This is a genomic window from Gilliamella sp. CG22 (genome assembly GCF_046635725.1).
Lineage (GTDB): Bacteria > Pseudomonadota > Gammaproteobacteria > Enterobacterales > Orbaceae > Gilliamella > Gilliamella apicola_I.
In genome coordinates, this window is record NZ_JBIDFK010000001.1 from 181,173 (window position 1) to 198,208 (window position 17,036).

13 protein-coding genes and 5 tRNA genes are annotated in these 17,036 nt (G+C 34.0%); 13 read left to right on the forward strand and 5 right to left on the reverse strand.

All coding sequences use genetic code 11. The features are described 5' to 3' along the window. The first annotated feature begins 34 nt into the window (after nt 1–34). Genes ACGH46_RS00840 through ACGH46_RS00860 form a run of 5 tightly spaced genes read left to right on the forward strand, consistent with a single transcriptional unit; the run spans nt 35 to nt 4,345 of the window. Nucleotides 35–973, forward strand: coding sequence for an ABC transporter ATP-binding protein (locus ACGH46_RS00840; RefSeq protein ID WP_411599138.1), 939 nt, complete (start codon nt 35–37; stop codon nt 971–973). After that, entirely contained in the window at nt 954–2,165 is a 1,212-nt protein-coding gene (locus ACGH46_RS00845) for an ABC transporter permease (RefSeq protein ID WP_411603501.1), read from the forward strand. Before ACGH46_RS00840 ends, ACGH46_RS00845 begins: the two co-directional genes overlap by 20 nt. Before the next feature lie 35 nt (nt 2,166–2,200). Then, complete coding sequence (locus ACGH46_RS00850) at nt 2,201–2,467, forward strand: acyl carrier protein (RefSeq protein ID WP_267350604.1); 267 nt, start codon at nt 2,201–2,203, stop codon at nt 2,465–2,467. Between the two features lie 4 nt (nt 2,468–2,471). Continuing rightward, on the forward strand, nt 2,472–3,623 hold the full coding sequence (locus ACGH46_RS00855; protein ID WP_267361100.1) for a beta-ketoacyl synthase N-terminal-like domain-containing protein: 1,152 nt from the start codon (nt 2,472–2,474) through the stop codon (nt 3,621–3,623). After that, nucleotides 3,623–4,345, forward strand: coding sequence for a hypothetical protein (locus tag ACGH46_RS00860; RefSeq protein ID WP_411603505.1), 723 nt, complete (start codon nt 3,623–3,625; stop codon nt 4,343–4,345). Before ACGH46_RS00855 ends, ACGH46_RS00860 begins: the two co-directional genes overlap by 1 nt. Before the next feature lie 93 nt (nt 4,346–4,438). On the opposite strand, the gene ACGH46_RS00865 is transcribed toward ACGH46_RS00860, so the two are convergent. Next, nucleotides 4,439–5,443 carry a substrate-binding domain-containing protein gene (locus tag ACGH46_RS00865; protein WP_267379188.1) on the reverse strand — a complete coding sequence of 335 codons (1,005 nt, stop codon included), beginning with the start codon at nt 5,441–5,443 and terminating at the stop codon, nt 4,439–4,441. Nucleotides 5,444–5,870: 427 nt separating this feature from the next. Further along, nucleotides 5,871–7,988 carry an alpha-galactosidase gene (locus ACGH46_RS00870; RefSeq protein ID WP_411603507.1) on the reverse strand — a complete coding sequence of 706 codons (2,118 nt, stop codon included), beginning with the start codon at nt 7,986–7,988 and terminating at the stop codon, nt 5,871–5,873. A 234-nt stretch (nt 7,989–8,222) separates the two neighbouring features. Between ACGH46_RS00870 and ACGH46_RS00875 the strand changes: the two genes are divergently transcribed. From ACGH46_RS00875 to ACGH46_RS00905, 7 genes are all read left to right on the forward strand, one after another. Beyond that, complete coding sequence (locus ACGH46_RS00875; RefSeq protein WP_267350594.1) at nt 8,223–8,837, forward strand: TIGR04211 family SH3 domain-containing protein; 615 nt, start codon at nt 8,223–8,225, stop codon at nt 8,835–8,837. Beyond that, nucleotides 8,838–9,956 carry a multifunctional CCA tRNA nucleotidyl transferase/2'3'-cyclic phosphodiesterase/2'nucleotidase/phosphatase gene (locus ACGH46_RS00880; RefSeq protein ID WP_411603509.1) on the forward strand — a complete coding sequence of 373 codons (1,119 nt, stop codon included), beginning with the start codon at nt 8,838–8,840 and terminating at the stop codon, nt 9,954–9,956. A gap of 96 nt (nt 9,957–10,052) precedes the next feature. Next, nucleotides 10,053–10,129 (forward strand) — tRNA-Met (locus ACGH46_RS00885). 37 nt (nt 10,130–10,166) lie between these two features. After that, nucleotides 10,167–10,251, forward strand: a tRNA-Leu gene (locus ACGH46_RS00890). 25 nt (nt 10,252–10,276) lie between these two features. Next, nucleotides 10,277–10,351, forward strand: a tRNA-Gln gene (locus tag ACGH46_RS00895). Between the two features lie 75 nt (nt 10,352–10,426). Beyond that, nucleotides 10,427–10,512, forward strand: a tRNA-Leu gene (locus ACGH46_RS00900). A 26-nt stretch (nt 10,513–10,538) separates the two neighbouring features. Next, nucleotides 10,539–10,613, forward strand: a tRNA-Gln gene (locus ACGH46_RS00905). Nucleotides 10,614–10,825: 212 nt separating this feature from the next. On the opposite strand, the gene ACGH46_RS00910 is transcribed toward ACGH46_RS00905, so the two are convergent. The 3 genes from ACGH46_RS00910 to ACGH46_RS00920 all read right to left on the reverse strand — a co-directional run bounded on the left by ACGH46_RS00910 (nt 10,826) and on the right by ACGH46_RS00920 (nt 14,302). Further along, nucleotides 10,826–12,319 carry a hypothetical protein gene (locus ACGH46_RS00910; protein WP_411603511.1) on the reverse strand — a complete coding sequence of 498 codons (1,494 nt, stop codon included), beginning with the start codon at nt 12,317–12,319 and terminating at the stop codon, nt 10,826–10,828. 233 nt (nt 12,320–12,552) lie between these two features. Further along, entirely contained in the window at nt 12,553–13,353 is an 801-nt protein-coding gene (locus ACGH46_RS00915) for a YdgH/BhsA/McbA-like domain containing protein (RefSeq protein WP_267350588.1), read from the reverse strand. Between the two features lie 337 nt (nt 13,354–13,690). Then, on the reverse strand, nt 13,691–14,302 hold the full coding sequence (locus ACGH46_RS00920; protein ID WP_411603512.1) for an NUDIX hydrolase: 612 nt from the start codon (nt 14,300–14,302) through the stop codon (nt 13,691–13,693). A 90-nt stretch (nt 14,303–14,392) separates the two neighbouring features. On the opposite strand from ACGH46_RS00920, the gene ACGH46_RS00925 reads away from it, so the two are divergent. Continuing rightward, on the forward strand, nt 14,393–16,885 hold the full coding sequence (locus ACGH46_RS00925) for a class I adenylate cyclase (RefSeq protein ID WP_411603514.1): 2,493 nt from the start codon (nt 14,393–14,395) through the stop codon (nt 16,883–16,885). The last annotated feature ends 151 nt before the right edge of the window (nt 16,886–17,036 follow it).

Below are 17,036 nucleotides of genomic sequence, written 5' to 3' on the forward strand. Positions count from 1 at the left end.
GTTTATAAAAATTAAAATTATTTTAAAGAATTTTATGTTAAAGCTCCAAAATGTAACTCATCGCTATAAAAATGCTAATAATTATGCGGTGTGTGATATTAATTTAGAAATTGAATCCGGCACATGCTTTGGATTATTAGGGCCTAATGGCGCCGGCAAAACAACATTGATATCATTAATGTCGGGTTTACTTTCATTACAATCCGGGCAAATTTATCTTAATAATCAGATCTTCTCTCAGTTGTCACGTCAACAGTTGCAACGTATTTCTTTAATTCCACAAGAATATGCTTTTTATCCTCAATTGACGGTTTTCGAGAATTTACAATTTTTTGCTTCGTTGTATAAAATTAAAGATCCTAATTTTCTAATTTCATTGATGAAAAAAGTCGATATTTTAGACTATAAAAATAAGTTGTCAGCGAATTTGTCGGGTGGATTAAAACGTCGATTAAATTTTGCTATAGGGCTAATTAACTCGCCAACGCTAATTTTTATGGATGAAATTACGGTCGGGGTTGATCCTGCATCCCGCCAATTTATATTAGACAGTGTGAAGCAATTAACTAAAGAAGGGGTAACTGTCATTTACACTTCTCATTATCTACACGAAATAGAAAGTTTATGTCAAAAAATTGCCATTATGGAGAGCGGTAAAATTTTGTATTGCCATTCCATTGATCAGATATTGACACAACATGCTCAACAACAATGTATTATCACGTTAGCGCAAAGTGTGCCTTCACATGTGCTTGACCAATTTAATGCCACTTTAATTCGACATACCCCAATGCAAACAGTTGTCATTGATTCATCGCCTGAGCAGATCACAACAATATTACAAGAATTTCAACAATACCAAATACAAAATATTCAGTATGGTCATGGTTCTTTAGAGTCATTTTATTTGGACTTCTTGAATAAGTCAGTATTGAGGCATGGAGGGCAAAGCAATGCTAGCTGCAATCGCTAAAGAATTTCGTCTGTTGAGTCGTGATTTACATGGTATAGCTGTTCTTTTTATTATGCCTATGTTGTTTATGTTCATTATGTCTGTGGCATTAAGCCAACGTGATGATTTCAATCAAAATACTAAAATAGCCTTAGTCGGTGAATCATCCAATTTATTGAACTCGCAGTTAATAGTGATTTTGGGCAATCAAGAAAATATGAATGTTGATTTTTTTGATATAGCTGATAAGGATAATGCAAAAGCTAAATTAATCGAGGGAAATTATGATTTTTTATTAATTAATTCCAATCAAAATACCGAAAATTTGAGTAATGAATCGCCTTTAGCATTAATAACCTTAGCGGGGATCGATCAATTAAGATTGATGAATTTACAAACAATTATCCAGAAAAGTTATTTACAGCTGCGGCTTAAAGATATTTTTTCAACGCCAAACAATGATTCTTCTATAATGGATGAAGATGCAATCGAAATAAAACGGCAACAACAACTAGATGACTATTTGTCAGGAAAAATAATCACTGAAGAGTTCATCAATGTAGAAGGCACTAAAGTGGTTAAACCGAGTTCGGTACAACAAAGTGTTCCTGCTTGGTTAATTTTTGGTATGTTTTTTATCATGATTCCTTTATCAAATGTCATGACTTGTGAAAAACAAACGAACACTATTATTCGATTACGACTAGCAAAATCATCGGCATTTTCATTACTTATCGCAAAATTGTTACCTTATTTTTTGATTAATCAATTACAGTTTATTGGCATGATTTTGTTAGGTATTTATATTTTACCTTTAATCAATATTACAGGATTTGTTTTAGAAGGCGCTTATTGGAACTATGCATTGTTATCGATAGCAATTAGTTTATCTGCTTTGGGATATGCACTGTTAGTTAGCGTACTTGCAAAATCGGCAGAACATGCTGTGGTATTAGGTGGTGGGGGAAATATTATTATGGCAGCCTTAGGCGGTATTATGGTACCGAGTTATATGATGCCCGAAACCATGCAAATAATTTGTTTAATTTCGCCTATGTCTTGGGCTTTGAAAGGCTTTCATAATCTTTTGCTTGATCAGTATGATTTTGTACAAATATTACCACAATGGTTGTCGTTAATAGGTTTTGCGCTAATTTTTTTATTGCTAGCAGGAATTATTTACTATCGGCAATTAAATAATAAGCATTTATAAATTTTTAATTAAATAATAAAAACAAGAGGTTAAATTTGGATAATTTAATTTTTAAATTAAAACAGTTAATTATTACCGAATCTGAAAAAGAAGATATCTTAACTGCCGAGGAGTTAACAGATAATGAGCCGCTGTTTGGGCCTACCAGTCGATTAAATTTAGATTCTTTAGATGCATTACAAATTTGCGTAGCGTTAAAAGAGCAATTTGGCGTTCGTTTACAAGGTGACCGAGAAGTAAGAATACATATGGTCACGGTTTCGAAACTCAATAAATATGTACTTGAGCAAATAAAAAAATAATATTATGGACAATGTTTACATTAATGGTTTTTCTGCGGTGTGCGCACAAGGTGATAACTGCCATGAGATTATTAGCAATATTCTTTTTCATCCAAGAAAACCTAAATTGATTCCTTTAAATACAGCAAGTGAATCACTATCTGTTAATTATTTTCCAGCCTTTGATAAAAAACGGCTAAGTTTAACTGAAATTGTTGATCGTATAGTATTTCAAATTCTGCAAACTTTACAGGCGTGTCAGTGGCAAGAATCAGAATTGGAACAAATCCCAATTTTTTTAGCTTCCACTTCTTTTGCAATGTCTTCGCATGAAATTACTTTTTTTAATAAGGAATTATCAGAATTAACAGAAGCATGTTATCACCAACCTTTTTCTTTAAATGAAATAGCAGAACAACTTAAATTAAAATGGAAAAATCTTAATGTGATCAATGTTGCGACGTCTTGTACTTCAAGTTCTAATGCATTACTTTATGCAAAAAATTACATTTCCCAAGGCATAATTGAACGGGCAATCATTGTGGGATTTGAATCATTCAATTCTATCACTTTAGAAGGATTTAATGCTTTAGGATTACTAACAAATAATTATCAACCACCATTTTTAAGTGTTAGCCAAGGACTTATTTTAGGGGAGGGGATTGGTTGTATTGCATTAAGCAATCAACCACGATTAGCAAACAATAATCAATTTATCTTAAAAGGCGGTAAAACGATATGTGATACCTCTAATATTACCACAACGGATCCTAAAAATGTTAGCACACTCATTAAAGACACGTTAACGCAATTCGATGTGACTGAAACCGATATTGTTGCTATTAAAACTCATGCGACAGGTAGTCCAATGAATGATAAAGTTGAACTTGATAGCTTAACAAATGCTTTTACAGAGCGAAAACCGTTAATATTTTTTAAACCTTATCTTGGTCATACATTAGGGGCATCTGGTGTACTTGAGATGATAATATTATTGTTGATATTCGAATCAAAACAGACGCCTAGTTATCCAAATTATCACATGGCGCAATCTGAACCTATTTATACAAATGGTTTTACAGACATTTCAAAACCTTATCCTCAAGGTTATTATTTATTAAATTGTATTGGATTTGGCGGTAATAACGCTGTGTTATTGTTGGAGATAACAGAATAATGCAAAGTGTTTTTTTACTCAGTACATCGCAGTTTATCGCAGAGAGCCATAGTGAAGAAAGTAAGTTAAAAAATTTGCTTAAACAGCAATTTAATATTAATAGTCGACGTACAAGTCGTTTAGCGTTGTTATCATTGTTAGGTGCGCTTTCCATAGAAAAGATTAATGCTCATTGTGGCGTGTATGTGACCTCAATTTTTAGTTCACCCAGTAATATGTATGAACTGGAGATGGATATTTTTCAACGTAAAACACCACGACCATTTAATTTTATTAATAGCATAAATAATGCGATTTCTTTTTATGTCGCTGATGCTTTGAAAGTGAATGGACCCAATCTTTTTATTTCGACAGATATTTGTAATTGGTCACAGATTTTACTCCCAGCCATTACGGATTTACAACAAGGTGTGGTTGATCAGGCATTGGTGGGGTGGTGTTATGAATCACGTCGTTATGATGAATATTCTAAAGAAGGCAGTTTTTGGTTATTGTTGACTCGGCATCCTGATACTTCAGCTTTAGCCAGTTTAACCATTGCCAACAAACCTTGCCAGGGTGATGTCAGCAATCAACCAATAATGACCCATGCGAATTATTTTTATGATTATGTTTTAAAAACGTTTGATTTAAATAGCCAACTAAATTGCGATGTAATTTCGGTTGATCTGATATTAAATAAATTATTATTAATAAAAAAATTACCTTTACATAAACATTGATTGTTCAATACGATTATTTAATCGTGGCTTAACATTTTTCTTTATTGTTAAGCCGCTAATATTGAAACGCTTTATTGAATGTTTATTTCTACCTTAGCCTATAGAATTGACAGAATAACGTTTAGTTAATGTTGGGGTAAAAATATTAATTAAGTTATTTGAGGGAGCCTCTCCTTTAGCGAGGGATAAGGCAAGCTCAGCTGCTTGTTCTGCCATTGCTTGTAAAGGATACCGAACCGTTGTCAGTTTAGGATGTAAATAATTAGCCATTAATAAATCATCAAACCCAATAACAGAAATATCAGCTGGGATTTTTAAATCATTATCATACAGGACTGACATGGCACCCGCAGCCATAGAATCATTATAACAGGCTATAGCGGTGATGTTTCGATTCCTTTCTAATAAGGATTTCATGGCTTCTTCTCCACCTATTTCATCAGGCGAAGAGTAGGTAATTAGATTCTGTTCTATCTCGATATTAAATTCACTCAACGCATCTTTATAACCATTTAGTCGATCTGAAGCGTCTGAAATTTCGTGATTCGAACATAAATAACCTATTTTCGTATGTCCATTTTGAATTAAATGTTTGACCGCGATATACGAGCCATAACGGTCATCAAGTGCAATACAACGTGCTTCAAACCCTTTCACTATACGATTGATGATAACCATGCCTGGCACTTGTTGCATCAATTTTATGAGTGTTTCATCGGAAAGTATTTTGGCATGAACAACTAATGATTTACAGCGGTGCTCAATAAGCTGAGTAATGGCATTGTATTCTTGTTTTTCTTTATGGTATCCATTGCCAATTAGCAAAAAATGACCAGTTCGATAAGCTACTTTTTCAACCGTGCTAACCATCGCCCCAAAAAAAGGGTCGGACACATCGGCGACCACAATGCCAATTGTATTAGAGTGTTGTTGAGATAATGCGCGAGCGTTAGCATCTGGATAATAGTTTAATGTCTCCATGGCTTTTTTTACGACTTCACGTGTATTTTTACTTACATTATTTGCATTATTTATAACTCGGGATACCGTTGCAACTGAAACTTCAGCTAAATATGCAACATCTTTTATTGTCGCCATAAAAAAACCTTTTATTAAATTACTATCGCTAAAATAATTACTCAAACTAAATTTATTTCATGTAAATTTTTATAATTTAAGATTGCCAATATAGAGCTATGTAGACTACCAACGAAATAAAAATGAAAAGTATTTGTAAAGCGGGAAGTAATCTGTACTAAAATATCTTTTACTTTACTTACATCTTAAAACTTCTTTTAGTTGATCCAGTTTGTTTCTCTTAATAATTGACTATAACTATTTATTATTCCTAACTAATTATAATAAAGGAAAAAAAACTATTTGCCAATAATTCGATTAAATTCTGATCATACAAACTTAATTTAATACAAAGGGAAAATTGCATTATGGCCTTTTTCCCCTTGTTATTTTCAAAAAAATATTAATTTTTTGTAAATTTATTGTGTGCTTTGTAAGTCAAAAGTTTTTATTGAGCTACCACTCTAATTAACATTGCTGTTGCAGGATCTAAAACGGGTAAAGGTAGTCCAATTTGCATTAACCAGTCGCCTGATAATATCGTTTTGTTGTCCATCCAATAAGGTAGAGCTTTCATTACATGTCCATTTATTTTCGGATCAATATTATCAGGTAGATCAAGTATTTCAATCAAATATTGTTTTTCGGGCAGTAGACCAGTCAAGCGTAAGTTACCACTTAAAGCATAAGTTGGTAAGGTTAATTGGGCAATGATAAACGCAGCATCATTTTTATCTTGGCTTACTACTCCATAACTTTGCATTGCATTGCTGTCATCAACATCCAATCGATAATTGTTACCATTATGCAATAAATTTCGTAATTGTTTATGTAGTCCAATATAATGTGCAAATGCATGCTGTTCAACTTCTGATTCTTTTACGGGGTCAAGTTCAACGCCCATATGACCAAATAAAGCAGTTAATCCCCTAAGATTCATGTTCAGTTCACGATAAGTTGTATGACACAAAGCGCCACCAATATGTGCGCCCATGACTTCTGGCGGGAAGAAATAACTCATTCCGCGTTGAATGATTTGTCTGTCTAATGCATCGTTAGAATCTGAAGTCCAGAATCGTTGTGTTCGTTTTAATATTTCATAATCTATCCGTCCCCCCCCTGATGAACATGATTCGATTTCTACGTTCGGAAATTTTTCTCGTAAAATATCGAGTAAACGATACAATGCTTTTGTTTGTCCAACAATAGCTGGATTGCCATTGTGACCCGCTTGAACAATTTCTCGATTCATATCCCATTTGATATAATCAATATCATAACTACCCAGTAACCATATTAATCTTTCAAGTAAATAATCAATAACAGCAGGATTTTGCAAATCTAATAAATATTGATGACGTCCTTCAGGTTGTTGATAACCCGATAACTCAAGTAGCCAATCAGGATGTGCTCGATATAAATCCGAGTTTTTGTTGATCATTTCAGGCTCAACCCAAATACCAAATTCCATGCCCAAATTTTTCACGTGCTCGATAACCGGTTCAAGTCCATTGGGGTATTTTCGTTCATCAAGGTACCAATCACCTAAACCTTGGTAATCGTCATCACGCTTGCCAAACCAACCGTCGTCGATAATAAAGCGCTCAACGCCCATTTGTGCCGCTTTACTTGCCATTTTCATAATGTAATCTGGATTATGGTCAAAAAAGATACCTTCCCAAGTATTAAGATGAACAGGACGTGCTTTATTTTGTGGAAAGGTGATAATATTGTTACGCAGAAATTGATGAAAGTGGTGACTCATTTTATTTAAACCTTCATCACTGTAAGTGGCATATAGCCATGGTGTTGTAAGGGTTTCACCTTGGGCGAGCGATATTTCGCCTGCGCTATATAATGCTTCGGCTTGAATAAAGCGTTTACCATTACTTTTAACCGCAACTTGGATACGATGATTACCACTCCAACCTAAATGAATTCCCCAAACTTCGCCTGTTTGTTCTTTAAACCCTGTGGTACCAACAATCATACCAGGGAAATATTCATGTGAAGTTCTTCCTCGGCGATTTTCTTGTAAATAGCTACAATGTTCAATTTTTGTTCTGTGAGGAAAAAATTCTTTAATCCAGCGTCCACTAAAAGCCATTAATTCTTGTGCACGTTCAGGAATAGGAAGCGTTATTGATAATCGATTGACTGAATAAGGTTCTTCACCTAAGTTGGTCAGGCTATTTTGACATTGTAATACCCCACAATCATCCAAAATAAACTGACTGGTTAAACGTAATTTTGCGATACTGTCTTCACTGATAATTGTTATTTGATTGTCTGATTTTTTTACATCTTTGGTAACAAATACGGGAGACCAATCTTTTCCATTCCTGTGTCCTTCTAATCCTGGCGTACTAAAATTACCTAATCCTTCTTCTGGACAGAGAGTAAAAGGGACGTGAACATCAATGCGTGAATTTGGCACTGCCAGAATAAATAAATCATAATTTTCAATGTGATCATCATGTAATCGTTTACCAAAATAACATAATTCTGCATAGGGTTTTGTTCGAATAAGAATATCTAAATTTTTATTGCTAAGACGGCAGTTCATAATATCTCCCATTGTTAATTGCTTTGCTAAATATAAATTAGCGATTATTCTCTTTTATTTAAATAATAAATTTTTTAATCTGTGATTAAGATCGCATAAAAATGTAATCGTTTTCAATTGATGAGGCGAATTAAGTATTGGATAATTAAGAAACATAAAATGTAAAATGATTATGCGAAATATCCAATTTTTATGTTATTATGTAATTATTTATGGATGATTAGTTGAAATTTTATGAAGAAACAAAATATTTTTACCTTAATTTCTCTTATTGCAGTTGCTTTTAGTGCAAATGCTGTTGATAAATATGTTATTGATGAGGTTGATGTTTACTTACGTCGTGGTCCTAGCCAACAACATGCTTTCACAAATACGATCAAAAGTGGTTCAAAAGTCAATGCGCTTGAAAGAAGTGCGGATGGTAAATACACTAAGCTGCTGCTGAAAAGTGGCAATGTGGCATGGATCGAAACCAATAAATTAAGCGATACACCAAGCCTTAAAGAGCGTATTCCTTATTTGGAAGCTAAAATAGCCGAATACAAAGATAAAGTTGATAATGCGGATAAATATCAACAGAAATTAGTGACCGACTATGTGCAACAATTACGAACCTCAGAAGAATTAGTTCAGAACTTGAAAAATAAAAATATCGAATTGGAGAAACAAGTAAAAGAACAAGCAGCAATGTTAGACTCAATGTTAAATCAAGTAGATGATAAGCGACGTGACTTAATTGTGACTTGGTTTACTTATGGTGGTCTTGTTGCAGGTGGTGGACTTATCTTAGGTCTTATTTTACCTATTATTATGCCTCGCCGAAGTAAAAAAGACCGTTGGATGCGTTAGATGAGTGAAGTCTATCTTGTTGGTGGAGCAGTTCGGGATAGATTATTAGGTCTGCCAGTTTTCGATCGAGATTGGGTTGTCGTTGGCGCAACCCCCGAAGAACTTATTTTGTTAGGTTTTGAGCAAGTCGGTCGAGACTTTCCGGTATTTTTACATCCAAAAACGAAAGAAGAATATGCTTTAGCGCGTACTGAACGTAAATCAGGAAAAGGGTATTGTGGCTTTATTTGTGATTTCAGTAAAGAAATTACCTTAGAACAAGATTTAATTCGTCGGGATCTCACCATTAATGCTATTGCCATGGATGAGCAGGGGAATATTGTCGATCCTTACCATGGCGTAGATGATATTAATCAAAGATTGTTGCGTCATGTTTCAAGTGCTTTTCGCGAAGATCCCTTACGTGTTTTACGCGTAGCCCGTTTTGCTGCTCGGTATCATCATTTAGGATTTACAATCGCTCAAGAAACAATGGATCTTATGAAAGAGATGATATCCATAGGCGAAATAAGCTATCTCACTCCTGAAAGAGTGTGGAAAGAAACGGAAAAAGCATTAGCCAGCGAAAATCCACAAATTTATTTCCAAGTCCTTGAGCAATGCGGAGCACTTCAAATTTTATTTCCTGAATTAGTGTTAACGACCAATATAATCTATGCTTTAAAAAAATCAGTAAAACTTACCCATGAGTTAACTGTGCGTTTTGGCGTTTTATGTGGTGATTTAATCAGTAAAGATTCCGTTGAACGTTTATGTAAACAGATAAAAGCACCAACTTCATTTTCTAAAATTGCCAAAATAGTTCAACAATACAGAAAGGTTGTTAGTCATATAACAGTGCAAAGCGCTTCACAAATTTTAGAATTATTAAATGGTATTGATGTTTGGCGTCATCCTCATCATTTAAAGCAATTGATTATTGCCAGTGAAGCTTTCAATGAAAGCGCAACTTATCCGCAAGCTCAATATCTTGAACATGCTTATAATTTAGCCTATAGTGTGAATGTGCAGGAAATTATTGCTCAAGGGTTTACTGGACAATCCATTAATCTTGAGTTGCAAAAAAGGCGAATTGAAGTGATATTAAACTGGATTCGCTTGCAACTTAATCAATCATAACTTTTTTTTAAAATATCTAAAAAAAAGGGTTGACGATTTGCCTCAACACAAGCATAATGCGCCTCGCAGTGTTGGTTATGACGTTGCGAATGAAATGGCTACGTAGCTCAGCTGGTTAGAGCACATCACTCATAATGATGGGGTCACAGGTTCGAATCCCGTCGTAGCCACCATTAAGATTAAGTTATACTTTTACCGGAAGTATATCATGCGGGTGTGGCGAAATTGGTAGACGCACCAGATTTAGGTTCTGGCGCCGCGAGGCGTGGGGGTTCAAGTCCCTTCACCCGCACCATTTTAATCTTAATGTTATCCTTTATTGGGGTATAGCCAAGCGGTAAGGCAGCGGGTTTTGATCCCGCCACGCCCAGGTTCGAATCCTGGTACCCCAGCCATTCCAATCTGCATATTTTGATATCTATTAGTTAATCTGTTTTATCTCTGTTTGTTACTTTCTTGAGTATTCCAATACGGGTATGGCGGAATTGGTAGATGCGCTAGATTCAGGTTCTAGTTCCGAAAAGGTGTGCGAGTTCAAATCTCACTACCCGTACCACTAGATATCTTTTTCCTGAATAATATTGGGGTATAGCCAAGCGGTAAGGCAGCGGGTTTTGATCCCGCCATGCCCAGGTTCGAATCCTGGTACCCCAGCCATTTATTCTTCTTTTCTTATTACAAAGAATCAATCGTTTCTATTTTCCAATAAGATCTAAATTTAAATTTCAATAAATTTTGTTCAAATTGGCATCGCTTCAGTAAACTTCAATATTTTATATTTTAAAAAAATCAATTTATCACTATTATTTTTTAAATCATCAGTTCAAATAAGCGTATGATTACAGCAAAATCCTCGAACAGACGCGTTATCATTTAAGCACACAAACAAAATTGATCGGTTCATCTTTCGCTAACCATTCAATCGCACCAATAGATGGCCCCACTGCATATTGATGATTAGTATCTCTTTCTTCCGATGTCCAATATAAAATATTTTTAGGAAAGTTATTACCTGGATAAGCATGGTAATACTGGTTTTGTTCATTGGTGATATCGCCCCATTCAGCAAAAAGACTCTTTCCAACTTTTCGATAATAATGATTACTCTTAATTGCCAGACAATTGTTAGAGTTGTTATCTGATTTACATGCTCCAGAAGTGATAATTGTTTGATCACTATTGGTAAAGTCTTCAATCGTTGGAACAACATAATTGCCTTGGCAAGCTTGTGCACTTTGGTCATAAGTGGTTGCATTTAAATCAGACGTAGCAAACCATTTATTAATTGTAAAAGTGTATATTTCGTTCCCATTGGACTTGATTGAAAAAGTAGGCTTGTCGATCGCTTTTCCGGATAAATGAAATTGCAGAGAAGTATTAACTAAGTAGTCATCAATATCATTGTTTTTAAGAAGATTAGTTGTCAGATTTACACCATTTGAATTTGTCGATGTTGAAATGGTGGATAAATCAAATGGAACACCTGCAAAAGACATGGTGAATTGAGCATGGTCAAACCCAGTTGTTGGAAAACCTTTTGAACGCACCTTATTAACCAGACCAGAGTCATACGTATATTCATTATTTTCACCCCAAGTTAGTTTAGCCCAGTCTCCTGTATAATCCCGACCTTCAAAAACAAATGAGTAAGCAATAGAAGGTTTGGCTGCGCATACGGTGGGTCTAATTGCATTATAAATAAAAAAGTCCCGTTTAGGCGATGCATAAACTCTGAAGTTTGGTTCTCCAAATTCGGTCACTAAAACAACAGGGCCTGATATTCGAATATAGGGATTCCAACCTAATCGAGCCAATTCACAAAAAGTTCTATTTCTATCTGATTCCAGCAACAAAAAAGATTGATTGATAGAGCGATAAAACCAATCGATTTTTAATCCTGCATCAGGAGGATTTATTTTAATTGGAATATCACCTTCATCATCAGCAACATTATTCCTATCATCGGCAACTAACAAAGGGTTAAATGGAAGTATAGTCCCCTCTAATCCATAACTGGATTTTAACAGCGCTAACAGTTGATTGGGTGTGGTTGTGTTTGGATCGACGGCGGAAAATCCAGATTGTTTTATCGCCATGTTTAGATCATTCATTCCCGAATACGTTGCACCTTTGAATTTAACACCAAAATAAATAAAATTTGCTTTATCGTAATCACGAGCACCTTCAACCCCTACTTTGTCAGCTTGAGTAAAATAAGGCGCAGTGCCTTGAATAACTTGCGCTGTTTTAGCACTGAGTGCATCAGTTGTTGAACTAACAAAAATGATGACAAAAGAACTGTGTTTTAATATTTTTTTCGTAACATTGATATATCGTTTAATCCTAACATTTTTTAATAACATACGTTTCCCAACCGTTTTAATGCAGTGATTGAAAATGAGAAAAATCAGGTGTTTCTTAAAATTATGTTTTGTAATGAATTTAGATATATGTTTTTAACAAATAAATTATTAAACAGATAAAGGTTGGCTATTTAAACAGCATTATTCACTATTTAAGTATTGTAAGATTTTATGTTTTCCACGGGTTAAAGTGATTGAGTTCTCTAACACGTGGAAAATGCAATTAAGATATTTTATTTATATAAATTAACATAAACTGTTTGTGCTGTATTGGCTGGGTTGGTTGATACCTCTTTCACGTAATAAAATTGAGCGCCATTTGCAATTGCATGTTTCTGTGCAGCAGCACTTATTTCAGTAGTGTTGTTAAAGACGCCATGGAAAACAATTGTGGTATAAGGTTTCATCGTTTTAAATGCATCACTACTGATTTCATAAGCATCTTCACCTTCAATTGCTTTGGTAACGATATAATCTCTTACTGGCGCATCTTTTTTATATAAAGCAACTTCAACATCTTGAGATTGATTTTTTAGATTAGAAGGCTCGATAGAGCTGATATAAAAGGCATAAGCATCTTTATCTGCTGCGATTTTACTTGCTTCAGTGGTGATTTCAGATGTGTTGTTAAAACTTCCTTTAAATTTGACAACTTCAAATGGTAAATAATAAAGTGCTTTGTTACGTTCATAAGCAACTATACCATTATAAGTTGTTTCTTCTTTATTTAATGCAATCGGTGCATTAGATTGATAAATATCAGCATAGACAATAGCAGAATCAGCTGAGCTTGATGTTTCTGCCGCTTCAAGTGCTTTAATATGATAATACTTAGCTCCAGCTTCATCGGCTGCTTTTGAAATATCATCTTCCGCATTTTGCGCTTGCAAATAATTACCTGTTACCGAAATCTCTTTCATTGGAATTAAATTACTACTTTCTTCATCGGTTAAAGGTAAGGCAGCATAAACACTAACGAACGGTAACGATAATACTACAGCTAATGCGATCGATGATTTATTGAAACGTTTCATGATAATACCCTTATTTTTTAAATGATTGAAATTAATAATCAATGTTTAACAATTATTCAATGGGTAGAGATGAAATCTTTAATAGAGAGTGTAGAAATCTTAAGTAGCTCTCAGATGTTGTCTTTTTTTAACTTTCAAAAGTGTTCAGACGTAAAGTTGTTAACGAGAGATAAATTAAACAACGCTATCTATTTAAAATATTTACTGAGTGATTCTCAAGGATTTTTTGTTACATGGACATATTGTTTAGCATTAATTGCTAAAATTACTACAAATTGCTACAAAAAAAGCTTTAATTAAATGAATAATTAAATTGGTTTCGAGTTATCCATTTTAACTAACGACTAATTGTATTGATAAAATTAGATAAAATTTGGGCAGTTAATCCCCAAATAATACGATTATTATATGAATAATACAAGATATTATGCTCCGATCTTTTTTGCCAGTCAGAGCGGATATTTGGTAATAGATGAAAAGGAAAGTTATCTGATGGTTTATGCCCGATTAGCATTACAGCTTGTTGCGGGGGATTTTCAATAAACCAATCAATCGGTACGGTAAATATTTGTTCGACCTCATAACGATTAAGCTGTAAATTATCAAGGGAATCTATTTTTGCAACAAACGGATAAATGACTAGCCCCAATGTGGCGATAAATTTAGGCATTTTTCCTAAAATAGTCATTTGACTCATTGGGATACCTAATTCTTCAAATGTTTCTCTTTTTGCGGTATATTCTGGATCTAAGTCAGTCAATTCTACCCGACCGCCAGGAAAACAGATATCGCCTGGTTGCCATTTAAGTTTGTTCGATCTGACCTGAAATAACAATTGAGGTTGTTTGCCATCGTTAATAATGGGTAAAAGTACTGCAGCTTTGTTATCAATCGAGCTCGCGTTACTATTTGTTTTAAATTGATTCGTAATTTTTTCTATTGTTATCATAATAGTTCACTTAACAAATTTTTATATTTTTTATTCTATTTACCTTCTACTCATAAAATGTTAGATTGAGGCAGTCCGTTAGGAGTACACGTGTTTCATCCAGATAAAGTTATGCTATATTATATTAATAACATAAAAAAAGAACTTAAAGATCTTGTTCATCTAAAACATGAACGTGCTTTGACTGGGATGTCAATTGAGTTTCAACGTGTATTTTCTTTGCTACCCGCCATTTTTCATTTTCATCACCCTAAATTGCCTGGCTATCTTGCTGAAGATACTCCATCAGGAATCGCTTATTACCAGACAACCGATGAGATTTGTTCGCAACTCAAGAACTGTTTTGAATTTGAGGCTATTCCAAATGTGAACAATCCCGAAATATCGGCACTCTACTCCATGGGTAGTACATGTTCCATTGGACAATCAGTCGAATCCGATTTAGATATTTGGCTTTGTATTGAAAATAATTTATCCGAAAAAAGAAAGCAAGCCTTAATTGAAAAATGTCGTTTAGTCGAAAATTGGGCTAAAGAACTAAATGTAAAATTAACCTTATTTGTCGTTGATGTGGATCGCTTCATCAATAAACATCATGAATGTTTAATGGGGGAAAATTGTGGTTCTGCGCAACACATTTTATTACTTGAGGAATTTTATCGAACAGCCACACTATTAGCAGGAAAATATCTGTTATGGTTTGTGGTGCCCTATAACTTCACCGTGAATAACGTTAGCTATTCGACTTATGAACAGTGTGTGAATGCTTTGGTTGATTCAAAGCTAATTAAGCGGGAAGAGTGGATCGATTTTGGACCTTTAACAGGTCTTTCTGCTGAAGAGTATTTTGGAGCCAGTTTATGGCAACTCTACAAAAGTATCGATTCTCCTTTTAAAGCGGTGCTCAAAACGTTACTACTAGAAGCTTATTCTTGGATATATCCGCAAAATAGACCCATAGCTTATGAAATGCGAGAATGTATCCAAAAATCGCTAACTCAAAAGGGAATAAATTTAGATTCTTACTATATGCTTTTAGATAGGATCACTCAATATTTAATCGAGATTAAAGATTTTGAAAGGCTGGATCTGATCAGAATCTGTTTTTATCTAAAAGTAAACGAAAAACTTTCTCAAACAAAAAAAGCTGTTTCATGGCGTCGGGACGTTTTGAATGATCTGGTAAAAGAGTGGGGCTGGACGTCAGAGCGTTTAGCTAAATTGGATGCGAGTCATACTTGGAAGATAGAGCAAGTTCGAGAAATGCATGAAATATTACTGCAAACCATGATGACAGGATACCGAAATTTACTTAATTTTGGGCGCCGTAATAATTTGGATTCTCTCATTAGTCCACAAGATATGGCAATATTAACTCGTAAGCTTTACGCTTCTTTTGAAGTATTACCCGGAAAAATAACGACGTTAAAGTTAAATATTGCTAATAATTTGCAAGAACAAGCATTAACGTTTATCCACGTAAAAGAAGATAGAATTAATCGTGCTGGTTGGTATGTGTATAATCAAAAACCGGTATTAAACTCAATTTCAGGTCATCAATATTTAGAATATAGTAAATATCTGGTTAAACTAGTCGGTTGGTGTTATTTTAATGGCTTAATCTCAGATAAAACTCAATTTTACTGTCATGACGGTGAAAAAAGAGATAACTCGAAAATCAATAAATTAATTGAAAACTTAAAAGAATATTTTCCTATAGAAATTCCAAAGGCGACGGAAGAACAGTTATATGGGCCTTGTGAAATTCGTCATTTAGCAATCATGTTAAATCTTGAAGATGATCCTAGTACTAATCTAGATTTTGAATTTGAGTTTAGCAACAATGTGTTAAATTACGGAAAAAAAGAGTTAAGTTTAGTGGGATCGGTTGATTTGCTTTATCGCAATTCATGGAATGAAATACGTGTACTACATTTTAGCGGAGCGTTGTGCGTACTGGAAGCGATTAAAACGTTATTAAATCGCATGCACAAAGATGCGGATTTACCTAATCCTATGGAAATTTTTTGCTACAGTAAATATTTAGGTAATGAAATTAAGCAACAAATGAAAACATTAATGGATGAGTGTATAGAATTACGATTAACCACGACACAAAATAATTCGACACAGGTTAAACCATTACGGATAGGTGGTTCTTCATGGTATCTCTTTTTTGAAAGGTTAGGGGTCTCTTTTCATCAGTTTGATAATGCAATCGATTTTTATGGGGCAGTATCGAACAATAAAGTACAAGGTCGCCCGTTAAATATTTTGGATCAAACAAATGAGTTACCAAAAGAAATTGACAGTGTTGCCTATGAGGGAATCATTCAATTCTTTTTTGAAGATACCGATTCAGGATTCGATCTTTACATTTTGAATGAAAATAACCAAATAGAAATTTACCGTAATTGCAACGGCACAAAGGAGAGTATGGTTAAAGATATAAATGATTTTTATGTGCTATCCGATGATCGTTTTACCTTTAAAACGAGTAGTTCAGTCAATTTTAATCTACCTCAATTCTACCAAATCACCTATAATGATGCTGGTAAGCGTGAGATCTTTTTATTAAATTAGCATTATTTAAAATGTCATTACACAATAGTGTTATGAAAAATAGTTAAATAAATCAACTGGTTTTAATTTTAAAAAACTTTAATCTAATTATTAATAGATCCCAAATTAAAATTTCTATTAAAATAATGGAACTTTTTTTTAATTTAAGAAT